Genomic DNA, 19,285 nt, shown 5'->3' with positions numbered 1-19,285 from the left:
AACACCCAAAGGCTAGACAACTATGATCATTATTGATCAAGAACGGTATCTTCGCAAGGTGCGACCACATACCCACTGTCGATCTGCCTGTCTGCCTAAAGCCGAAAGAAGAAGCACTCGCACGGAAGTTTGTGGGAAGGAAAAGGGTTCGCCAGCAATTAGGGGGAAACCATACTGCCCTTACCTGACGTTAAACTGACATATTTCATCCGCAGGGTATAGAGCATATCTCCTAAGACGGACGCTTCTTCCGACGACAGATTTCCTTTGGTCTTCTCTTCCAGTAAGGATAAGATATCAACAATTTCCTTGGCTTGAGGAAGATTCACGGGAGGTGGGGGCTGTTGAGGATCCAAGGTCTCTCCCATCAACATGAGAGAAGAGGTTCCGAGAGAAAAGACAAACGATGAAAATGACAATGGAGGATGAGGTGCATGGGGTGATTCCGCCGAAGAAACGGGCTCCGCCGCTGAAGTCTTTACCTCCGGGGGTGGGGAAGCCTCCGGCTCCGATCGCCCTCGTTTATCCCGAATTACGAAACCTTGTTCTTCTTCGCTCATAGAACACCTCCTCTAGTGAGAAAACAGTAGCACTAACCAATGGGCTCTATCAAGAATCAAGGACTTACACTGAGAAAGAAAACGGGTATAATGCCCTCGCGCCATACTCATATTTTTTGAAAACTACATGAATCAACCATCCTCAAAGCCTTCCCCCTCCGCTCCTCCGACAACATGTTTGTCAGATTTACTGGCAATCATGGCAAGATTGCGTGGACCGGACGGTTGCCCTTGGGACCGTGAACAAACCAGCCAGTCCTTAAAGCCCCATCTCCTTGAGGAAGTATATGAGGTGCTGGAGGCCATAGATACCGGGAAGCCTTCCGCTCTAAAGGAAGAATTAGGAGACCTCTTACTTCAGATTGTGTTTCATACACAAATTGCTTCAGAACAGAACCATTTTTCATTTGATGATGTGGCTAACGCTTTAGCCGATAAACTCATTCGACGCCACCCACACGTTTTCCAACTGACCACCGATCCTACTCCTATCACAACAGCACAAGATGTGAGCCGGCAATGGGATCAACTTAAAAAACAAGAACAAGCCACCCAACCTGAACCTCAGTCAGTTTTACAGGGAGTTCCCAAAATTGCTCCAGCCCTCCAGCGGGCATTTCAAGTTCAAAAACGGGCCTCTCGTGCAGGATTTGATTGGGAGAGGATTGAGCCGGCTTTGGAAAAATTCCAAGAAGAGTTGAATGAATTATATACGGCCGTTGCGGAAAGTATTCCACGGACTCAGGAAGGGACTCTTCGGCCATCAAATCTGCCTGTTCAAAACACCATCGAAGAAGAGGTAGGCGATGCGTTCTTTGCGTTAGTAAATGTCTCCCGGTTCCTTCGAGTCAACCCTGAAGAGGCATTACGCCGCGCCACCAATAAATTTATCTCCAGATTTCATTTCGTTGAATCACAAGCGACGTTGGAAGGAAAGGATCTTCGCGACTATACACTTCCGCAACTCGACAAATGGTGGGATGCGGCCAAACACCTGGAGCGTCAAACTCCACACACATCCGAACGCATCAAAGGAATGGAAACGTGAGCCAAGAAGAAGAACCGACAGAGGGCCGACGGGTAGGTATCCACCCCCTTATCGTGGTGTTTGGCGTCATTTTTGGTTTATGGCTGTTCATCACGTTGATCATCCCTAAATCGAAAAATATGCCCAATGAGGGAACCCGGGCGACACCTGATACTCCGGTGCGCATCCATAACATTGTATCGACTGATCTCATCCCGACATATGAAACCACCGGAACCGTCACAGACATGAAAGCCATCACGATTCTGGTTCCTCCGGCCACCACAGACAGTCAGGTCGTCGCGCTGTTGCAATATTTCCAAAAAGCCCGTCTGAATAATTCGCTGGATACCCTTTTGCCACCCACCACACCCAGAGACAAACTCGGTGAACTCGCCATTGCCGATATCTATATTTTTTCGGATGTTCAATATGGGGTGACCGAATCAGCCAAGGCCTTGGGCCGAGGGGCTCATGCCCCTGGAGAGTTTTATCCCAGCTCCATTCCATACGAAGTGGCCATGGAAAATGTCAGAGGCCACTATGCGATTGACCTGTACAACAAAAATTCGCCGGAGCGTGCGTCCCTGGGATTTGGCGAAGACGACACCGGCGTCTATTCAAAACGCTACCAACGCGTCTTCTAGCACAGTGATGCGCGAAGAGACCAAGGGTCTCTTCCCTCCTCAAGCTTCCCTGACTCTCAGAGACCTGTCTTTTCCTGGATGGTCTTCCGCAGGACAGCCTGTTCCGCCTTCATCCACTCATCAAGCAACCGAAACAGAGCAATAGAGTCATCGGCAAAAGGCCCTATCATCACATCCCGCCGATCGGCCAGCAATCCATCCGCATCAGCAATCTCAAGTTTTTTATCGGAAATTGCTCGCGAAAGGATTTGATTGATCCGAAGCTGTTGACCAATCGATCCGCCGGCGATGGACAGGATCGAATTTTTCAAATAGTCCAGTTCCAGTTCAATCGAAACCTTTACCCTGACTCCCTGTGCGGTTCCCCAGTCAGGCCGCTGAATGGAATAATCATAGGAAAAGGCCAACTCGCGTGGCTCCCGAAAGGGACCTGTCACATTCAGGACAATTAAATCTGACGGCATAATTCGCATTCCCCAAAAAATGAATAATTTAATCTATCCAACAGAAGGTGAAGACACCCGTGATTTAGACAATATTTGAATGAGAGATCCACTCGAATCCCCTTCCATGGGTCCCGTCCACCCTTGTAATCCATTTTTCAAAAGGTAGATATTGGGATAATTCTGTCGACTCAGAAAATCGCAGGCAAGCCGACTCCGATCACCACCCGCGCAATACACCAGGATTTTATCAAATTTAATCGGGATTTCATTCTGGTACCGCATTTCTAAATCCTCAACAGGAATGAGTTTGGCTCCCGGAATTCGCTGTTTGGCATATTCAGCATTTGTGCGGACATCCAACACAAAGATATTCGATGAAGTGGAAGGTTGCACCAGCCATTGGACCGCCTCATCACTGGAAATCTCATAATACAGTTGGCCATTTCGAATCAACGTATCGGACACCCGTTGGCCTCGAGCCAACTGCGCCGTCTGGATGCGTAATGGTTCTACGGCAGACTCAATCCTTCCAGGGAGTGCACCCACTTTCTGCTCAAGATAATATTGCTCACGCTTCAGGCGTAATACCTCTTGATGAAGTCGCCGAACAGACCAGAGCGCCACACTTGCCGTACACAGTCCGACGATTCCTATAATAAATGCTAGGCTTTCCATCTCATCAATTTGTCCATTTTTCGAAAAGGCAGAAAACCTCTTCATTCATGACACAAAAATTGTTGGTTATTTGTGGTCCAACCTGCCTACAAGGTTTCGAACCCTCCAGGGCGAATGTTTCCCAAGTTTCTTGGGTGTAAGACATTTTCGCTGTGGGTGGATATGTCGAAAACAGAAAACCACTGTAGGAGAAAACCGACCAGTGGAATATTGATAACTGGTCGGGGCGAGAGGATTTGAACCTCCGACCCCCGCGTCCCGAACGCGGTGCGCTACCGGTCTGCGCTACGCCCCGATCACTACGAAACGTCAGGAAGGAAGGGGCTCATATGGTAATCCATGGGCATCGGCAACGGCTTGGCATGTTACGCGACCGTTCAACACACTCAATCCATTTCGCAAACCATGATGGTTACGCAGGGAACCTTCCAAACCTTCCTCAACAAGCTGGACTATAAAAGGTAGCGTGGCGTTGGTCAAGGCTAAAGTCGATGTATACGGCACAATCCCAGGAATATTTGCGACGGCATAGTGCAGGACTCCATCGACAACATAAACCGGATCGCTATGCGTGGTCGGATGGGTCGTCTCCGCACACCCACCCTGATCAACTGAAACATCAATCAGAACTGATCCGGGTTTCATGTCAGAAATCATAGATCGCGTAATCACTCGAGGCGTTCGCGCCGCAGGAAGATACACGGCCCCAATGACAAGATCCGCGAGGGTGAGGAAATGGTGAATCATTGACTGATTGGACGCAACCGTGACAAGACGACCAGGATAGCGATCATACAGCATGCGTAACTGCCATAAATCCAGACTTAACACCGTGACCTTCGCTCCCATGCCTAAGGCAATTTTCACGGCTGATGCCCCCACAACCCCTGATCCCAGAATGACGACCTCTCCCGGGGGAACGCCGGCCACCCCACCCAACATGACCCCGGAACCTCCACGTTGTTTTTCCAAATAATGTGCACCAATTTGGACCGACATTTGACCGGCAATTTCACTCATGGGATACAAGAGCGGAAATTGCCCTTTTGCATCCTCAGTCGTTTCGTAGGCGATACCCGCGCACCCGATATTCAGCAGGGCCTCCGTCAAGGCTTTAGAGGCAGCCAAATGCAAGTAGGTAAACACAACATGATCTTTTCTTAGAAAAGGCCATTCTTCGGAATGCGGCTCTTTTACCTTCACAATTAGTTGGGCATCTCCGTAGGTGGCTTGTGGGGTTGGAGCCAGAACCGCACCGGCTTGCCGATAGAGGTCATCCCCAAACCCACTCCCCTCCCCGGCCCCCTCTTGAATCACGACTCGATGCCCACGGCCACACAATTCCTTCACACCATGAGGAGTCAGTGCTACACGAAATTCATGATCCTTAATTTCTTTTGGGACCCCAATCACCATAATCTTTTTCCCTTCGCCTCTCTGCAAGCCTTGCCTCCGTCCTGCACCCTGGTGAATCTATCAGGTACATTTTGTTCAATGAATACGAGGGTTCTCCCGTCAATATTGCCCGATGACCTGGACAGCTTCCTGAACCCTCAGGTAAGATCGGCTCTTTGTTTTCCAATTTCCTTGTTCGGTCATTTTAATGAAAATTTAAAGATTATGAGTAAATTTACCCATCATATTTTCGTGTGTGTCAATGAACGGCCAAAGGGAGATCCGCGAGGGTGTTGTGCTGCCCTGGGTTCTGTCGGGTTACATGGGTTTTTCAAAAAAGAAGTCGAGCGGTTAGGGTTAAAAGGTATTGTCCGGGCAAACAAAGCCGGGTGTCTGGACCAATGTGAGTATGGACCAAGCGTCGTCATCTATCCCGAAGGCGTCTGGTATTGGGTTGGCCAGGAAGCCGATGTCACCGAAATCATGGAGCGACATATCGGCAAAGGAGAAATCGTGGAACGACTCCTGATGCCAGGAAAAAATGGTTCATTACCCACAGTCAAATCCTAAGTTTTTGTCTTCTCACAAAGAAACTACTGGTCTCATAACCCTGGCGCCACAACCTGGCACATGGTCTTCATCTTATGGGCAATGAAGAGAAATGGAAAGCCAACTTACGGAAAGTAGCCTTTTTGAAGTCCTTTCCCGGCTGGATCTCCTCCTGGGAACAGGGGGTTGGAGCCACCATTGAACAGGTCCTTCCCATTCCCGGGCATGCTCCCCATACCGTCCTCCTTTTATCCGAAGGCCGTTTTATTGTCACCGCACCCGTGCATGACGAGCCACAAATGGTCACAGCGGGACTCATGTCCGCTCGTCCACATCTTGAGTCCATTCATGCGGGCGCGTTTAAGGAATACGATCACCTGACACGTCTGGATCAGGAGCTTGGACGCATGGCCAGGTTAGAAAATATTCTGAACGCCATTGATAACAATCTTGATCGAATTCCTGAGCTTAAAATACGCATTCAGGAATTGGTCAAACAATGGGAGAAGGAGAATCATCAATCGCAATGAATATGCTTGAAATGTTTTCCGGAGCCCTTTTTGAAGGAGTGAAGCCTATGATGGTGAGAAGAGACCACTTGGTCCGACATCCGGACCGTTGTACTCATAATTCGATTTGCATTCCCATTTGTCCGACGGGAGCCTGGCTCTCGACGCCTCCCTACAAGTTCGATTCGTCACGATGCATGGAGTCGTGCCGTCTCTGTCTGGATGCCTGTCCAACTCAGGCGATTTACGGAGTCTTTCTCAAAGGGGAAAAACTTCTCTCACCGAAACAAGAATAAATCAGATAATACGCTTCCTCCAATATCCCCAATAGGCCGTACCCACCGTGCCACAGCCACCGGTGAGTCCCGTGGAGGCCACGATTTGATAGACATCGCCCCGCGCAATTTTGATGGGTGAGTTCGGACTCAGCACGAGCGGTGAGACCGACAATTGTTGCAAAGTACGGATCCCAATCAAAATCGGCCACATGCAGGCCAATCGCAGGCGAACCTCCATGCGAGGAATGGCCATCGTATAGCGCCAACCTTGATCTAAATGATCTCGAGCCTCTTGAATCAATTTTCTGAAAAGGGGGCGAAATGCCTGAACAGAAGTTTCATCGAGTAGCTGATGAGGAGCAAGAGCCACCTGATCCAGCAACACCGTAGGAATATAGCACCGCCCATTCCTCAAATCCCGTGGCAAATCCCGAAGAATATTCACCATCTGCAATCCCTTCCCATAGCGAATGCCTAAGGGAATCATGCAGGACTGATCCCATCCACGAAATCCCGGTAGGTGACTGCATACCATTTTCGTCCAAAATTCACCCACGCATCCCGCAACCGCATACGTGTAATATTCAAAATCGTGTATTGCCTGTAATGCTCGTACCGCCTCCCCATCCGTTTTTTGAGGAAATTGGTGGAGGTCAAATTGCATTCCTCCAATCAGGACTGAAAGAACCTGCGCAATCTGGGACCGATCGCTTGGACTGAATTTTTGGTAAATTCGGAAACATCCCTCTAATTCTTCCAATAAGCGACGCTCATCGGGATTCGATTGTTGGGTAAGTACTTGCCCCTGGATTTTTTTGATCTGCGCCAGATCAGGGAGGCTTCCCCACAACTGCCCCTTTAAATGACGTAAACATTCCAGACGAACCCCATCCTCTAAGTCCCCTGTATCGGCAATGGTGTCCGCAGCCCTGGCCAGCAAGTAGGCCAGACCAATTTGCGAACGAACGGCACGAGGCAGAATGGCGAGGGTTAAATAAAAGGAGCGGGAAACCCGTTTGAGCACGTCACCGAGAAGATGTTGATCCGATGGAGAAAGGCGCATGGGAGCTAGCGGACGATGAGACGGCCTTCCATCCCTTGCTCACGATGCGTGGGAAAGAACAGGAGCTGTTTATCGCAATAAAATGGATAGATGCCGGGCTCGGTCAAAGTGAGAGTGACGGCCTTAGTGTCGCCGCTGGAAATATCCACATCCACCCGACGGATGCCGCTAGGATCATCCAGCAAAAAATTGTGAGGAACTAAAAATGACTGATTACTCAGAGTCAGTGTCACCGGTGAGCCCGTTTTGACCACAAATTCGGATGGCGTAAAAGCGTAACTTTCCATACTGATCATCACCTGTTGTCCGAAGGGTTCCTCCACCAAAGATAGGGAAGACTCTGAGGTTTGAGCATAAAGGCCATCGGAAAGACTCCAATAGCCCATCACCAGAACAAGACTCAATATCAATCGTGTATAATAAAATTCAGAATGGATACCCATGAAAAATGATCTATTCATCCGGAAAGATATCATAACGGTTTTTCATCCGAGGGTCACGTCTTTCCCACTCTTGACTCTCAAGGAAAAGGTGTTATCTTCCAACATGTTGAGCCCTAACAGTCGTTTTTTAGGACAATCGTGAAGAGAACAGGAAAATCTTTCATGAAGTCGAACACATTAGCGTTTTTCCACCAGTGGATGTGGAACAATTAAGGGAGATTGTCTATGAAAAAATTTAAAGGAATTGGTTTATTACTAATTGCCAATATCCTCATCTTTATCACCCTCTCAATCTCGTTCACCGTTTTATCGGAGATGATTCTGCCGGCCTTCGGGATTGATCTCCGTGGATCATTGGCCCAACAGGACCTGTTATGGGCCTTTGTCATCGGATTTGGCGGTGCCTTCATCAGTCTGGCCTTTTCCAAACAAATGGCCAGGGCTTTTATTGATTGCACCCAAATTACGGAACCCCGTTCCCAGGCTGAAAGACTCGTGTATGACACAGTCCAAAAAATATCTGAAAAGTTAGGTATTTCGATGCCGGAGGTCTGGATTTATGAATCACCGGATCCCAATGCGTTTGCCACCGGGCCGACAAAAAACAACTCCATGGTGGCCGTCTCAACCGGTCTGCTCAACAATCTTAATGAAGGTGAAGTTCGAGCCGTCCTGGCTCATGAAATGGGCCATGTCTACAACGGGGATATGTTTACCACTACCGTGTTGGCAGGTTTGATGAATACATTTGTCTACTTTATCAGCCGATTTATCTATCGGCAGGTGGCTGAACGGAATGAGGCTCTAGGATTTGGAGTGTATATCGCTTTGCAAATCGTTCTCTCCGTCTTGGCGATGATTCCGATTAGCTGGTGGTCCCGCCGTCGGGAATTTGCAGCAGACCGATTCGCAGCCAACACGGTAGGCAAAGAACATATGATCTCTGCTCTGGAGGGCATTGATCGTTGGGTGCAACGTACCCAATTTGATTATAGCTCCCAAGATGCCCTGGCAACGATGAAAATTTCTGGCAAATCACACAGTTTCATGCAAATATTTGCCACTCACCCGCCGATTGAAGCGAGAGTGAATGCATTACGGCAACTCTAATTCGTAAGGCAGGCGTAATCTGAAAAAGGGACTTGGCATGGCCAAGTCCCTTTTTTATTATCTGTATCTCAGAGTGGTCTCAATCCCTTGCGGCCAGGGAATATGCAATTGCTTGAAGAAATTGCCTAGGGCAGAAATTCAGGAGGCTTAATTTATCGCCCTGGCATCACATTCATGACTAAAAACTACAGGAAACTCTTTTATCCCATGCATGGAAAGAATAGGAAGGAGCGAGGCCGGAGGTTGAATGAGCGCAACAGGAATACCTAAGCCCTGAAGATGATAGAGTCCATACGCACACAAGGTCAGCCCCATCGGACCAATGGATTCCACATCAGAAAAATCAACGAGGACTTTTCGATTATTCAGACTCATCGCTCGTTCTGCTGCCTTTTCAAACATCTCTCCAAGAGAATGATCGGGCAAACCAAATATTCGAACAACGACCGCATCCGGTAAGTTCTGCAGACCCCATTGCATTAGAAATTCCTCCTCCAACCTGAAAGAAATTTGTCGGCTCACCTACTCAGGTGCGCCGCTTATCCATTCAGGATTGAGTGAACCCCCTGAGCCACACCCCTACAATTCCCTATTTGAACTAGAGCTGCCATTTTGAACCCGCGCACTTATTGCGCACCAACAAACCACTGTTTGTTGGCCTGATCCGGCCACAATCCTGAGAGAATGGAAAGGGATTGAAGGGCAAGCAATGGTCTGAGGCGTGAAAAACAAAAAGCCCAATGAGGGATTGGTACAATCAGGCTAAGATGGCATTAAGAGTATTGGATATCCCAATTAGAGGGGAAGGCGGAATGTATGTTTCCGGCACAAAAGATAAGTACCGCCATGATATCCGGGGTTGGTCGTGATCAGAGGCCCTGTAATTTTTTGGCCTGATAAAACCAGAAAAAACCAGAACGCTAAACCAGAGGAAGAGGAAGGAATGGGTGTATTGAATTGGAGCGGGCGAGGGGATTTGAACCCCCGACAACTTGCTTGGGAAGCAAGGACTCTACCACTGAGCTACGCCCGCTCACGAGGTCAGGATTCGCATTCTAGGTGTGGATTGAAGCTTAGTCAAGGTACAAGAAGAATTGAATAGTTGGTGTGTTTCCTCTGTCGTGGAACCCAGCCACTTCTGGATACATCCGAAAAAATCTACTCAGTGAATTCAATAATTGCGAATTTTCGCTTGCCAATTTTCATCGGGTAGGATCGGCCAGGCTCAAAGGTCATCATCCCGTTGGGATCGGCAAGCTTGTCTCCGTCCACCTGGACCCCACCCTGGGAAACGAGCCGTCTGGCTTCAGATTTACTGGGCACTAAGCCGGTCCGCATCAAAACGTCCACGACAGACAGGGAATAATCTTGCGAGTTATTAAAATCCGTGGGTGAAAGTTTCACATGGGCATCCGGCTCATCGGGAAAATCCCGCTTTTGAAATCGCTGTTTAAAATCTGCCTTGGCCTCTTCCACAGCATCACTTCCATGATATTGACGAACGATCTGCTCGGCCAGCGCCATTTTGGCTTCCATCGGATGTTGCCGCTTGACCTTATCCAAATTGCTAACCGTCAGGAGTTCGTAATACCGAAGCATCAGTTCATCGCTAATAGACATCAGCTTGCCGAACATGTCTGCCGGACGATCTTCCAAGGCGATATAATTTCCAAAGCTCTTACTCATTTTCCGGACCCCATCGGTGCCTTCTAACAACGGCATCGTGAGCACCACCTGCGGCTTTTGTCCGTAATCCCGCTGCAAATCACGCCCGACGAGCAGGTTAAACTTCTGATCGGTTCCACCCAACTCGACATCGGCTTCCAACACCACCGAGTCATACCCCTGAACCAGGGGATACAGAAATTCATGCACGCTAATATGTTTTTGATCCCGGTATCGGTTTGAGAAATCGTCCCGTTCCAACATCCGCGCCACGCTATAATGTGAACACAAATCCACCATTTTTTCGACCCGCATGCCACTCATCCAGTGGCTATTAAATTCGATACGGGTTTTCTGAGGATCCAGCGTTTTAAAAATTTGTTGTTCATAGGTTTTCGCATTGGCCAGCACTTGTTCTTTCGTCAGCGCTACACGGGTTTCCGACACGCCGGTCGGATCGCCGATCATGCCCGTAAAATCGCCAATGAGAAAAATAACTTGATGGCCTAACTCCTGAAAGTGCTTGAGTTTTTGAATTAACACCGTATGGCCCAGATGCAGGTCCGGCGCCGTGGGATCAAATCCGGCTTTAATATTGAGAGGACGCTGTTCCTTCAGTGACTCCGCTAATTTGGCCTTTAATTCGTCGAGCTGAATGACCTCCACGGTTCCCCGAAGAATCAGATCCAGTTGCCGGTTAATTTCTGAAGTTGTCATTTTATAAGCCACGCTGTGTGAAAGTGAAAAATTAACTCCCGATACCTATCGCCTTGGTTGAGGGTCCTACACCGACAAAGGGGCGCAGTAGCTCCAACCGTTTTTCTCCAATACCCGGCACAAGTACCAGGTCCTCAATGTGTCGAAATGCTCCAAGGGAAGTTCGGTGCGCCACAATTCGTCCGGCAAGGACCGGTCCAATGCCAGGAAGATGCTCTAATTCAGCTAAGGTGCCATCGTTCAAATCCACGGTCACCCCCGCAATTTCACGGGTTGGTCCCGGTTCCCCTTCCACCATCACTTGAGGAGGGTATACGACGTCTCTCCCCGAATGAGGCGCCACGTTCACAACTTCGACAGGATGGTCAGCGGAACCGGAAAGGAATGTGGGTGATTCGAGAACACTTGAATTTTCGAGGGGAACGCCTGGAGAAAGCACTGACTGCGGCCACCCTACCCAATAGACGAAACACACGCCTGCCCCCAAAAAGGCCAATTTCAACAGAAGAGAGCCTCTACAGGAAAATTCGCCTGAATGCATATCAGGCCATTGCAACGACCCGGCTCGCAATCTCTTTGGTTCAACGTCATTCATGCTGAATCAGTGACCACATCTCACGGCATTATTACCGCTTTCGCACCTGATGAATCGCCATGCCCTCCACATCCTCAGCCGCCTCCATCAACCCCTCCGAAAAGGTCGGATGAGCATGGATCATGTTGGCAAGATCCTCGACGGTCAACCCACCCTGCATCGCCATAGCGGCTTCATGAATAAGGTCCGCCGCATGGGCACCGATAATATGGACGCCAAGGATTTTCCTGGTCTGTTCATCCGAAATCACTTTGAAATGGCCAAATGGCTCTCCGACAGCCTGGGCTTTTCCGAGACCGGCATATTTGAATCGCCCGATCGCGACGGCCAAACCACGTTCGCGGGCTTGGGCCTCGGTCAGCCCGACTCGCCCGATTTCCGGCAAGGTAAATATTCCCGCAGGAATGACATCATAATTAATGGCCTGCGGCCGGCCCATCGCGTTTGAGACCGCCACCTTTCCTTGAGCCGACGCAACATGAGCCAACATGAATTTTCCCGTCACATCTCCAATCGCATAAATACCGGGAACGGAGGTTTCCATTTTTTCGTTGACCAGAATTTCACCCTTGCTTCCGATCTCAACCCCAACCTGATCCAGCCCTAATTGGCCGGAGTTCAAACGACGCCCGACCGAAACCAGCAGGTGGCCGGCAACCAGCTCTTCTCCCGAAGCCAGCGTCACTCGCACGCCTTCATCAACTGCGGTCCATTTGGAAATCTGCGTATTGAGATAAAGTTGAATCTTGCGTTTCTTCAATTCACGGGTCATGGTGGAGATGGTATCTTCATCCTCGAGAGGCAGCACCGAAGGCATCATTTCCACGACGCTCACTTCCGATCCCAGCCCGCTCAACAGGCAGGCGAACTCACAGCCTTCTACCCCGCCGCCGACAATCACCATGCTCCTGGGGATCTCCGTTAAATCCAACGCGTCTTTACTGGTCAGCACGCGTTGACCATCAATAGGAAACTGAGGCAGTTGAGGCCAGGAAGAACCGGTGGCAAGAATAATGGCATCGGCATCAAGGGTGGAGGAAGACCCATCAGGGTGGGTAATCCGTACCTGCCGGTTACTGACTAATTCGCCCCGCCCCGGCACGTGCGTTATTTTCCACTGCTTCAATAACGTGCCAATCCCCTTCACCAACCCGCGAACCACTTCCTCCTTGCGCGCGACCATGCGGGCAAGATCATAGGTCACAGGCCCTTCAATGTTGAGGCCAAACGGCTGGGCATGCCGAACCCGTTCACCGAGATCAATAAAGCCCAACAGGGTTTTACTGGGAATACAGCCCCAATTCAGGCACACCCCCCCCAGCACCTGTTCTTCCAGGATCGTCACCGTAGCCCCTAATTGAGCGGCACGTATCGCGGCCACATACCCACCAGGGCCTGATCCGACAATCACGATGCGGGGAGACACGGTCATGATTCCTGTGAGGCTAAAAATGCCGTGTATTGCTCCGGCGTCATCAACGCATCCACTTCACCGGGATTGGCTAATTCCAGCACCGCGATCCACCCCTTTCCATAGGGATCCTGATTGAGCAGTTCGGGATGGTCTTGAAGCTCTGCGTTGACTTCAAGAATTTTTCCGGTCACCGGCGTGTAAATCGTCGAGGTGGCCTTGGTCGACTCCACTTCGCCCAACTGATCTTCAGCCTGCAATGAGGTTCCTACTTTAGGAACGTCCACAAAGACCACATCCCCCAGGGCATCCTGAGCAAATTGACTGATGCCTAACGTCGCCTTGTTCCCTTCAACGCGAATCCATTCGTGCTCCTTGTGAAAACGTAAATCCTGTGGCTCCATTACAACCCCCTTTTGTTCAATACGATGATGGCGTTCATATGTGTGTGCCTCCCATGCACGAGGTTGAGTGGGTGCACCCACCTCTATGGGCCAGAGACATCAGAGAAAAATCAAGAAAAGGCGCGAATATCGTGTACGATACCAATTCCCGAAGGAAACTCATCAAGAAGTGACGCGCTGCCCCCGGCTGTTCCCGGCGCAATGCGCTTTCCTCTCTCCGCCGGCATACTCACCCACACCCGCCGCGGATCATCAAGCACAGGAAGCAAGCGGGTCAACACAGCCTTTGTTGAGATGCGCCGGAGCTTCTCAATCGCCGACAGTTGATCGGACGATGAATGACGATCGATTTCCGGTCGCACAAAGAAAAAGGAAAACGGGCGCCGGATGGCTTCCATGGCATCCTGGGCATAGTCCACTAAAGCCCGAACCGGATCGGTCAATCCATGCGGGTGGAGTTCCAGACCACATTGAACCGTCAAATGGCGCTTGCGAAGTTGGCCCATCAACTGTTCAACCACCGTCAATCGCTCGCGAGCCTTCCACCCGGCCCATCGCCAAAACGCGGAATCTTCTTCAAACGCGTTTGTACCCTGTGTTGATCGACTCGACACCTTCGATGCTTTGAGAGGATCAAACCCTGCTTGGAAGGCACGCACGGGATCAAAGCTCACACCGAATGCGGTTTGAAAACGGGTTAACCCCGAACGGGATATCCCGTCATACATCCCCATGGGATAATCGTCGAGAAACACCAGACCGTCTACACCCTCCCCGGAAAGTTGTGCCAGAAAGTCATCGAGAAACCGTTGATACTCTGGATGAAACAGATCAAAAAATCTGGAATCCTGAGCCTGACGGGTGGTCACATTATAGGTGCGGTCTCGCCATTCCGGCAAAGGAGAATCGTGCCAATTGCCGACACAACGCAGATTCACTCCCACGTACACCAACAGATGCACCTGATGACTTCGTTCCACATATGAGCGCAAGAGCGATTGTAGATCAAACAGATGCCGAGGCGCCTTCGACGTCCGCGATTGATCGGTGTGGAATCCGGCTCCCTCACAACCCAAATCAATCAACAGGGTGGTGATTCCATCGGCTTTCATCTTTTTAATTCCCTGGTCAAACCCTCCACTGGCCGGCAATTGTTCAAGAGTTAACCGTATGGCCTGAGTATCGAGAGGAGGCATCGCAAATTGTTCAAGTAAAAGTTGAAGTTCGCTGAATTGCAACTGAGCATCAGCCTGATAGGGATTGGTACTCCCCGCAACGGCAAGCGTGCGGTATTGATCTCTGGCGGACTCCCATTCCCCCACCTGACGATAGGATTGAGCCAGCAACCAACGGCTTTGGACTTCAATCGATTCTGCAGGAAGAAGCGCCAGCAGCCGCGTGAGCCCGCTGATGGTTTGAGGATAGGCTTTCTCCTCAAAATATGCTTTCGATTGTTGAAAGAGTTGTGAATGGATTCGTTGAATATCCGGAGAGACTCCGGGTAGGGATGGCGCGCCTCCTTCATCACGATCCGGTACGGATTCGACAGCAGGAGGAGGAATGGCACCACTCACCGGTGGTCCCTGTGGAGGACGTGTCCGTCCGCACCCGGCCAAGAGCCCCAGACACAGGGCCAGACTACAAATTGTTAGCCAGGTTCTCATACGGCATTAGGTGTATACGTGCAGAGGGACATGAGCCCAAAACCAATACACTATATCTATAAGAAGAGACAGGTATGCCCGCCGATGTCGGCGGGCATCATGCCAAGGTCATTGAGCACCAACCAATTTAGTTTGGTCTTTTCACTAGCCTAGATTGGATTCCGCGAAAAAGTACCGAATCTCAATTAGAGCATTTTCCGCAGAATCGGACCCATGCACCGCATTGGCCTCAATAGAAGCGCCATGCGCAGCCCGAATGGTGCCAGGATCGGCTTTCTTGGGATCGGTTGCCCCCATCAGATCACGGTGTTTTTTGACGGCATCCTTTCCTTCCAACACCACGACCACCACTGGCCCAGAGCTCATATAGGTGGTCAAGTCTTTAAAAAATGGGCGTTCTCGATGGACAGCATAGAACCCCTCTGCCATCCCTTGGGATAACCGCATCATTTTCATAGCAACCGGAAATAACCCGGCTTCCTCATACCGGCGGACAATATCACCAATCGCATGCTTGGCCACCGCATCAGGTTTAATAATTGCTAACGTCCGCTCTGACATACCTTCTCGTCCTTTCCCAAAAATCCCATAATAAAACCCTGTGAATAAGAAAGGAGCATTTTACGGCCCCATCTATTCAGTTGCAATCTCAAGACCACACTTAAAAGTCTGTAATCACAATGACTTCGGCTGGCTGAAACACGACCCGCTCAGGCAGGGATTGGGAACCAGGATGCTGATCGAGCGAGCTGACACGCCACATTCTGGGAGAAGACGGTAGAGTGCCCAACTCACCGATAGCTACATCAACCGGTTCATAGAGATTCGTATTGAGGCAGAGGAGTGCCCAACTGTGGGAATTGTCCAACGACCGCCGCTCCAAAACGCACAGATTGGAGTGGCTCATCGACCGTTGAACCAGCTCCCCCTCCCCCTGCCAAAGCGGCACTTCTAATTTCCAGTGATTTACGGCACGGATAAAATCCTGCAAATCCCATCGGGGGGATTCCCAATCATCGGGGGTGGTCTCCACCACATGCAACGACTTCTGAAATCCGAATTCATACCCCATCGGAATCATGAGGCCGGTAGAAAACAGCGCGGCAAAGGCATAGCGTTGCCGTTGGACCGCCTCATTCCCTCCAGACTCAGCCGCCAGGCGCGGGGTGTCATGGGACTCGGGAAATCCAATGGACGGCATATTCTGAAATTCACGGTGCTGGGTTAAACACCAGGCATCCTTGAAGTTCCACCATTTGGAGCTGTTACAAAAAAAGTGAAACCCCGCGTCTCCAAGCGCCCGCGTCTGCTCCAGAGTACAGCCCAGATTTTCCGCCCAAAAAACGGCCTGCGGATTCACCCGTTGCGCCCGATCAATCAGGAAACTCCACAACTCACCTGGAACCTTATAGGCCGCATCACATCGAAAACCCTGGAAGCCCAGCTCAAGATACCGGTCGACCAATTGCCCCCAAAACTCCCAGAGATGCTCACGGTCCGGCGAATGCCGATTGTCAATTTCGGCTAAGTCGCCCCACACCGTTTTCTTGCTGGGATCATCCGGATCAACCGCATAGGGGTTTTCAACTTTTCCGTGTTCATCCCGCATATACCAGTCGGGGTGTTGGGACACTAAAGAGGAATCGATAGCAGTGTGGTTTAAGACCAAATCCACCATAGGCGCCAGGCCACATTGCGCGATATCTTGAAGCGTGGGCCGCAACACATCTAGACGCTGACCCTGAGTCCCTTCCGGTAAAAATGCCGGATTCAAGAGATCGTATTCCTTGATCGCATATAAACTCCCCGAAAATCCTGGGAGATGAATGGGATTCACAAAGAGCCAGTTAAATCCCATGCTTGCGGCTCGTTCCGCATGAGCAACCCAGCGACCACAAGGACCGGCCAGGCGTGGAAACAGATTATAGACAAGGGGAACACTGTGCGAAGGCTGCATCAAGACACACCTACTCTTTCTCGGGACAGACTTGAGGTGGACGACTATCAGAAACCAGGCCTTTGGAAACGACCATGCTGCCGACCTGTTTCACATTGGCGCACAAGTCACCCAAGCCAGGGGTAACTAGCCGGAACGGCCCGCCGCGTTCGGTGGGAAAGGGCGCGCCATCCATTTCATACACCAGAATGCCAAACTCCACGGCTTGCTTTATCGTCAGACAGGCCGAAAATTTTCCATCCTGCGACTCAAAGGTCACATGGTCGGCTCCCACATCAATCGTCACAACATCAAGTATCGCTTGAAGTTTAACGCCACGAATATTCATGCCGGGCATCAATGCGGGCAATTCAGAAATCTGATGCGCCGCAGGAAGTTGGGCCAGCGTCGTTCGCGTCAACTGGAGAGACTGCATGATGGCCCCGCCTACCTCTATCGTAGCCTCCACAGAAGGCTTGGATAAAGTCATTGCCTTAATGAAGGCCGTTAACATGTCATTCATGGGAGTGGGCACGGCAAATGCTTTGCCTTGCTCGCTAATAAAACCGTTCAGCTCATCAATCTCAGTGGGCCGTCCGGCCAACCAATCATCATACATCGAGGTATGGATATCACGAAGTTCTTGAGCCCATTTAACGACCTTCTGCGGCATATCCTCATCCAACGGCACACGGTGCGCCGCCATGGCCACGGCCGAAACTTCTCGCACGATGGTCGCGATGACCGGTTGGAACTCCGGATGATCCAGGGCTTTCGCCACCCGGTCATTCAGCAATACCGTCAAGGGGTTAAACACACAATTCCAACACATTTTCTCCCATTTCGCGCGCCGGATATCAGGATTGATGAAACAGGGAAGTCCTCCACCTTTAAATAATTCCAGTATGACTTGAAGTCTGGGGGTCTCCATCCCCAACGGTTCACCAATGGCCAGCATCCCTTTTTTATAATGGTCAATGACTCCGGGCTCGGCGATCCTGGAATAGATAAAGGCCACCCCGCCCACAATCCGCTCACGGCCAAACCGGGCCATCAGGGTATCCTCAATCGTCACCCCGTTTTGCAACGTCAGAATGGTGGTATCCGGTTTCAGCACCGGCTCTATCTGATCCATTACCTCATCCAGGTCATAGGCTTTAATCCCCAACACAATCAGATCCGGTTTGGGCAGTTCCTTGGGATCCGAAGCCACCTTGGGATGCACGGTAAAGCTCTCACCAATCGCGCTCCGGATGGTCAGCCCGTTTTTAGCAACTGCCTCCCTGGAACGCGGGCGCAGGAGAAACGACACGTTCGGATTGTGGCGAGACAGATGCGCACCGAAATACCCCCCAACCGAACCCGCCCCCACAAACAAAATCTCCTTCATCCGATGACCTTTCTTAATAGATAAAAATTCGTGTGATACTTTAGATATCTGGCGGCCAGTTTAAGCATTTATGAGATCTCAACAACATGGTCATCCTGAATTGGAAGCGAAGGGTCTGTGCCTAGGACGAACAGCCCTAGAACCCAGCAACATTCTTCGTTTCAGGATTCCTCCGAGAAATGCCAAAAATGAAAGGCTCTACTCTAGCAGAATTAGCCTCTCTCGCCTACGGACCTTTAGCTTACTTGGCGCCATAAAACTGCAACTGGCGCCACGCCTCATAGACCACCACGGCCACCGCATTGCTCAAATTCAGGCTACGAGAGTCTGGCCGCATGGGAATGCGCAACCGATGGTCCGGAGGAAGGGCTTCCAGGATATGGGCAGGCAGGCCCCGCGTCTCGGGGCCAAAGTACAAAGCATCACCAGGTTGGAAGGCCACGTCATGATAGGGGCGCTGTCCTTTTGTAGTGATCGCAAAAATTCGTGAGGGCTTTTGAGCGTCCAGGTAGTCTTGCAAAGTGGGATAATCCTTCATCCTGGCCAATTCATGATAATCCAACCCGGCCCGACGCGCCCGCTTATCATCCAACTCAAAACCCAGCGGATGAATCAGATGCAAACCGAATCCGGTGTTGGCACATAACCGAATGATATTCCCGGTGTTCGGTGGAATTTCGGGTTCGTAGAGGACAACATCCAGCATCGTAGGAATTAAGGAACCGGATATGAGACTTCCATGAATACTTTCAAATAAGACAGACCGTCAGTCGAACAGCCTTCACTGTTCAATGCTGCCAT

The 19,285-nt window shown here is 50.5% G+C and carries 22 protein-coding genes and 2 tRNA genes; 6 read left to right on the top strand and 18 right to left on the bottom strand.

Annotated features, from left to right (window positions below; genetic code table 11):
- Positions 1–158 precede the first annotated feature (158 nt).
- Positions 159–560 carry a DUF1844 domain-containing protein gene (locus ACWHYD_RS09030; protein WP_447965567.1) on the bottom strand — a complete coding sequence of 134 codons (402 nt, stop codon included), beginning with the start codon at positions 558–560 and terminating at the stop codon, positions 159–161.
- 127 nt (positions 561–687) lie between these two features.
- Between ACWHYD_RS09030 and mazG the strand changes: the two genes are divergently transcribed.
- Together mazG and ACWHYD_RS09020 are read left to right on the top strand one after the other, a co-directional pair.
- The gene (mazG, locus tag ACWHYD_RS09025) at positions 688–1,608 is read left to right on the top strand and encodes a nucleoside triphosphate pyrophosphohydrolase (RefSeq protein WP_447965566.1); all 921 of its coding nucleotides are present in this window, start codon (positions 688–690) and stop codon (positions 1,606–1,608) included.
- The gene (locus tag ACWHYD_RS09020) at positions 1,605–2,234 is read left to right on the top strand and encodes a hypothetical protein (RefSeq protein ID WP_447965565.1); all 630 of its coding nucleotides are present in this window, start codon (positions 1,605–1,607) and stop codon (positions 2,232–2,234) included. The genes mazG and ACWHYD_RS09020 overlap by 4 nt, the downstream gene beginning before the upstream one ends.
- A gap of 56 nt (positions 2,235–2,290) precedes the next feature.
- On the opposite strand, the gene ACWHYD_RS09015 is transcribed toward ACWHYD_RS09020, so the two are convergent.
- From ACWHYD_RS09015 to ald, 4 genes are all read right to left on the bottom strand, one after another.
- Positions 2,291–2,698 (bottom strand): hypothetical protein, encoded by a 408-nt coding sequence (locus tag ACWHYD_RS09015; protein WP_447965564.1) that lies wholly within the window; start codon positions 2,696–2,698, stop codon positions 2,291–2,293.
- A 33-nt stretch (positions 2,699–2,731) separates the two neighbouring features.
- Positions 2,732–3,400, bottom strand: coding sequence for a rhodanese-like domain-containing protein (locus tag ACWHYD_RS09010; protein ID WP_447965563.1), 669 nt, complete (start codon positions 3,398–3,400; stop codon positions 2,732–2,734).
- Positions 3,401–3,573: 173 nt separating this feature from the next.
- A tRNA-Pro gene (locus ACWHYD_RS09005) sits at positions 3,574–3,650 on the bottom strand.
- A gap of 14 nt (positions 3,651–3,664) precedes the next feature.
- Positions 3,665–4,771 (bottom strand): alanine dehydrogenase, encoded by a 1,107-nt coding sequence (ald, locus tag ACWHYD_RS09000; protein WP_447965562.1) that lies wholly within the window; start codon positions 4,769–4,771, stop codon positions 3,665–3,667.
- 204 nt (positions 4,772–4,975) lie between these two features.
- Between ald and ACWHYD_RS08995 the strand changes: the two genes are divergently transcribed.
- The 3 genes from ACWHYD_RS08995 (at position 4,976) to ACWHYD_RS08985 (ending at position 6,104) form a co-directional block, all read left to right on the top strand.
- Positions 4,976–5,320 (top strand): (2Fe-2S) ferredoxin domain-containing protein, encoded by a 345-nt coding sequence (locus ACWHYD_RS08995; protein WP_447965561.1) that lies wholly within the window; start codon positions 4,976–4,978, stop codon positions 5,318–5,320.
- Between the two features lie 74 nt (positions 5,321–5,394).
- On the top strand, positions 5,395–5,829 hold the full coding sequence (locus ACWHYD_RS08990) for a hypothetical protein (RefSeq protein WP_447965560.1): 435 nt from the start codon (positions 5,395–5,397) through the stop codon (positions 5,827–5,829).
- Positions 5,826–6,104 carry a hypothetical protein gene (locus ACWHYD_RS08985; RefSeq protein WP_447965559.1) on the top strand — a complete coding sequence of 93 codons (279 nt, stop codon included), beginning with the start codon at positions 5,826–5,828 and terminating at the stop codon, positions 6,102–6,104. The genes ACWHYD_RS08990 and ACWHYD_RS08985 overlap by 4 nt, the downstream gene beginning before the upstream one ends.
- Position 6,105: 1 nt before the next feature.
- On the opposite strand, the gene ACWHYD_RS08980 is transcribed toward ACWHYD_RS08985, so the two are convergent.
- Both ACWHYD_RS08980 and ACWHYD_RS08975 read right to left on the bottom strand, forming a co-directional pair.
- On the bottom strand, positions 6,106–7,149 hold the full coding sequence (locus ACWHYD_RS08980) for a phytoene/squalene synthase family protein (RefSeq protein WP_447965558.1): 1,044 nt from the start codon (positions 7,147–7,149) through the stop codon (positions 6,106–6,108).
- Positions 7,150–7,154: 5 nt separating this feature from the next.
- Positions 7,155–7,592 (bottom strand): cupredoxin domain-containing protein, encoded by a 438-nt coding sequence (locus ACWHYD_RS08975; RefSeq protein ID WP_447965557.1) that lies wholly within the window; start codon positions 7,590–7,592, stop codon positions 7,155–7,157.
- A gap of 225 nt (positions 7,593–7,817) precedes the next feature.
- On the opposite strand from ACWHYD_RS08975, the gene htpX reads away from it, so the two are divergent.
- A complete protein-coding gene (gene htpX / locus ACWHYD_RS08970; RefSeq protein WP_447965556.1) occupies positions 7,818–8,702 on the top strand; it encodes a protease HtpX in 885 nt (294 codons plus the stop codon).
- A 147-nt stretch (positions 8,703–8,849) separates the two neighbouring features.
- Here htpX and ACWHYD_RS08965 read toward each other — a convergent pair whose 3' ends face one another.
- The 11 genes from ACWHYD_RS08965 to trmL form a co-directional block, all read right to left on the bottom strand.
- A complete protein-coding gene (locus tag ACWHYD_RS08965) occupies positions 8,850–9,182 on the bottom strand; it encodes an STAS domain-containing protein (RefSeq protein ID WP_447965555.1) in 333 nt (110 codons plus the stop codon).
- 478 nt (positions 9,183–9,660) lie between these two features.
- A tRNA-Gly gene (locus tag ACWHYD_RS08960) sits at positions 9,661–9,735 on the bottom strand.
- A 125-nt stretch (positions 9,736–9,860) separates the two neighbouring features.
- Positions 9,861–11,084, bottom strand: coding sequence for a tyrosine--tRNA ligase (gene tyrS / locus ACWHYD_RS08955; RefSeq protein WP_447965554.1), 1,224 nt, complete (start codon positions 11,082–11,084; stop codon positions 9,861–9,863).
- A 31-nt stretch (positions 11,085–11,115) separates the two neighbouring features.
- Positions 11,116–11,679 carry a ComEA family DNA-binding protein gene (locus tag ACWHYD_RS08950; protein WP_447965553.1) on the bottom strand — a complete coding sequence of 188 codons (564 nt, stop codon included), beginning with the start codon at positions 11,677–11,679 and terminating at the stop codon, positions 11,116–11,118.
- 31 nt (positions 11,680–11,710) lie between these two features.
- The gene (gene lpdA / locus ACWHYD_RS08945) at positions 11,711–13,111 is read right to left on the bottom strand and encodes a dihydrolipoyl dehydrogenase (protein WP_447965552.1); all 1,401 of its coding nucleotides are present in this window, start codon (positions 13,109–13,111) and stop codon (positions 11,711–11,713) included.
- The gene (gene gcvH, locus ACWHYD_RS08940) at positions 13,108–13,494 is read right to left on the bottom strand and encodes a glycine cleavage system protein GcvH (protein WP_447965551.1); all 387 of its coding nucleotides are present in this window, start codon (positions 13,492–13,494) and stop codon (positions 13,108–13,110) included. Before gcvH ends, lpdA begins: the two co-directional genes overlap by 4 nt.
- Positions 13,495–13,604: 110 nt before the next feature.
- Positions 13,605–15,158, bottom strand: a complete 1,554-nt coding sequence (locus ACWHYD_RS08935; RefSeq protein ID WP_447965550.1) for a tetratricopeptide repeat protein — start codon at positions 15,156–15,158, stop codon at positions 13,605–13,607.
- Positions 15,159–15,302: 144 nt separating this feature from the next.
- On the bottom strand, positions 15,303–15,719 hold the full coding sequence (gene ndk, locus ACWHYD_RS08930; RefSeq protein ID WP_447965549.1) for a nucleoside-diphosphate kinase: 417 nt from the start codon (positions 15,717–15,719) through the stop codon (positions 15,303–15,305).
- A 100-nt stretch (positions 15,720–15,819) separates the two neighbouring features.
- Positions 15,820–17,115 (bottom strand): alpha-amylase family glycosyl hydrolase, encoded by a 1,296-nt coding sequence (locus tag ACWHYD_RS08925; protein ID WP_447965548.1) that lies wholly within the window; start codon positions 17,113–17,115, stop codon positions 15,820–15,822.
- 10 nt (positions 17,116–17,125) lie between these two features.
- Positions 17,126–18,484, bottom strand: coding sequence for a 2-dehydropantoate 2-reductase (locus ACWHYD_RS08920; protein ID WP_447965547.1), 1,359 nt, complete (start codon positions 18,482–18,484; stop codon positions 17,126–17,128).
- 241 nt (positions 18,485–18,725) lie between these two features.
- Positions 18,726–19,190, bottom strand: coding sequence for a tRNA (uridine(34)/cytosine(34)/5-carboxymethylaminomethyluridine(34)-2'-O)-methyltransferase TrmL (trmL, locus tag ACWHYD_RS08915; RefSeq protein ID WP_447965546.1), 465 nt, complete (start codon positions 19,188–19,190; stop codon positions 18,726–18,728).
- Positions 19,191–19,285 lie beyond the last annotated feature (95 nt).

The sequence above is a fragment of the Nitrospira sp. Ecomares 2.1 genome (assembly GCF_965152585.1).
Note: the sequence above shows the minus strand (reverse complement) of the source record. Positions and strands in the feature narration are given on the sequence as shown.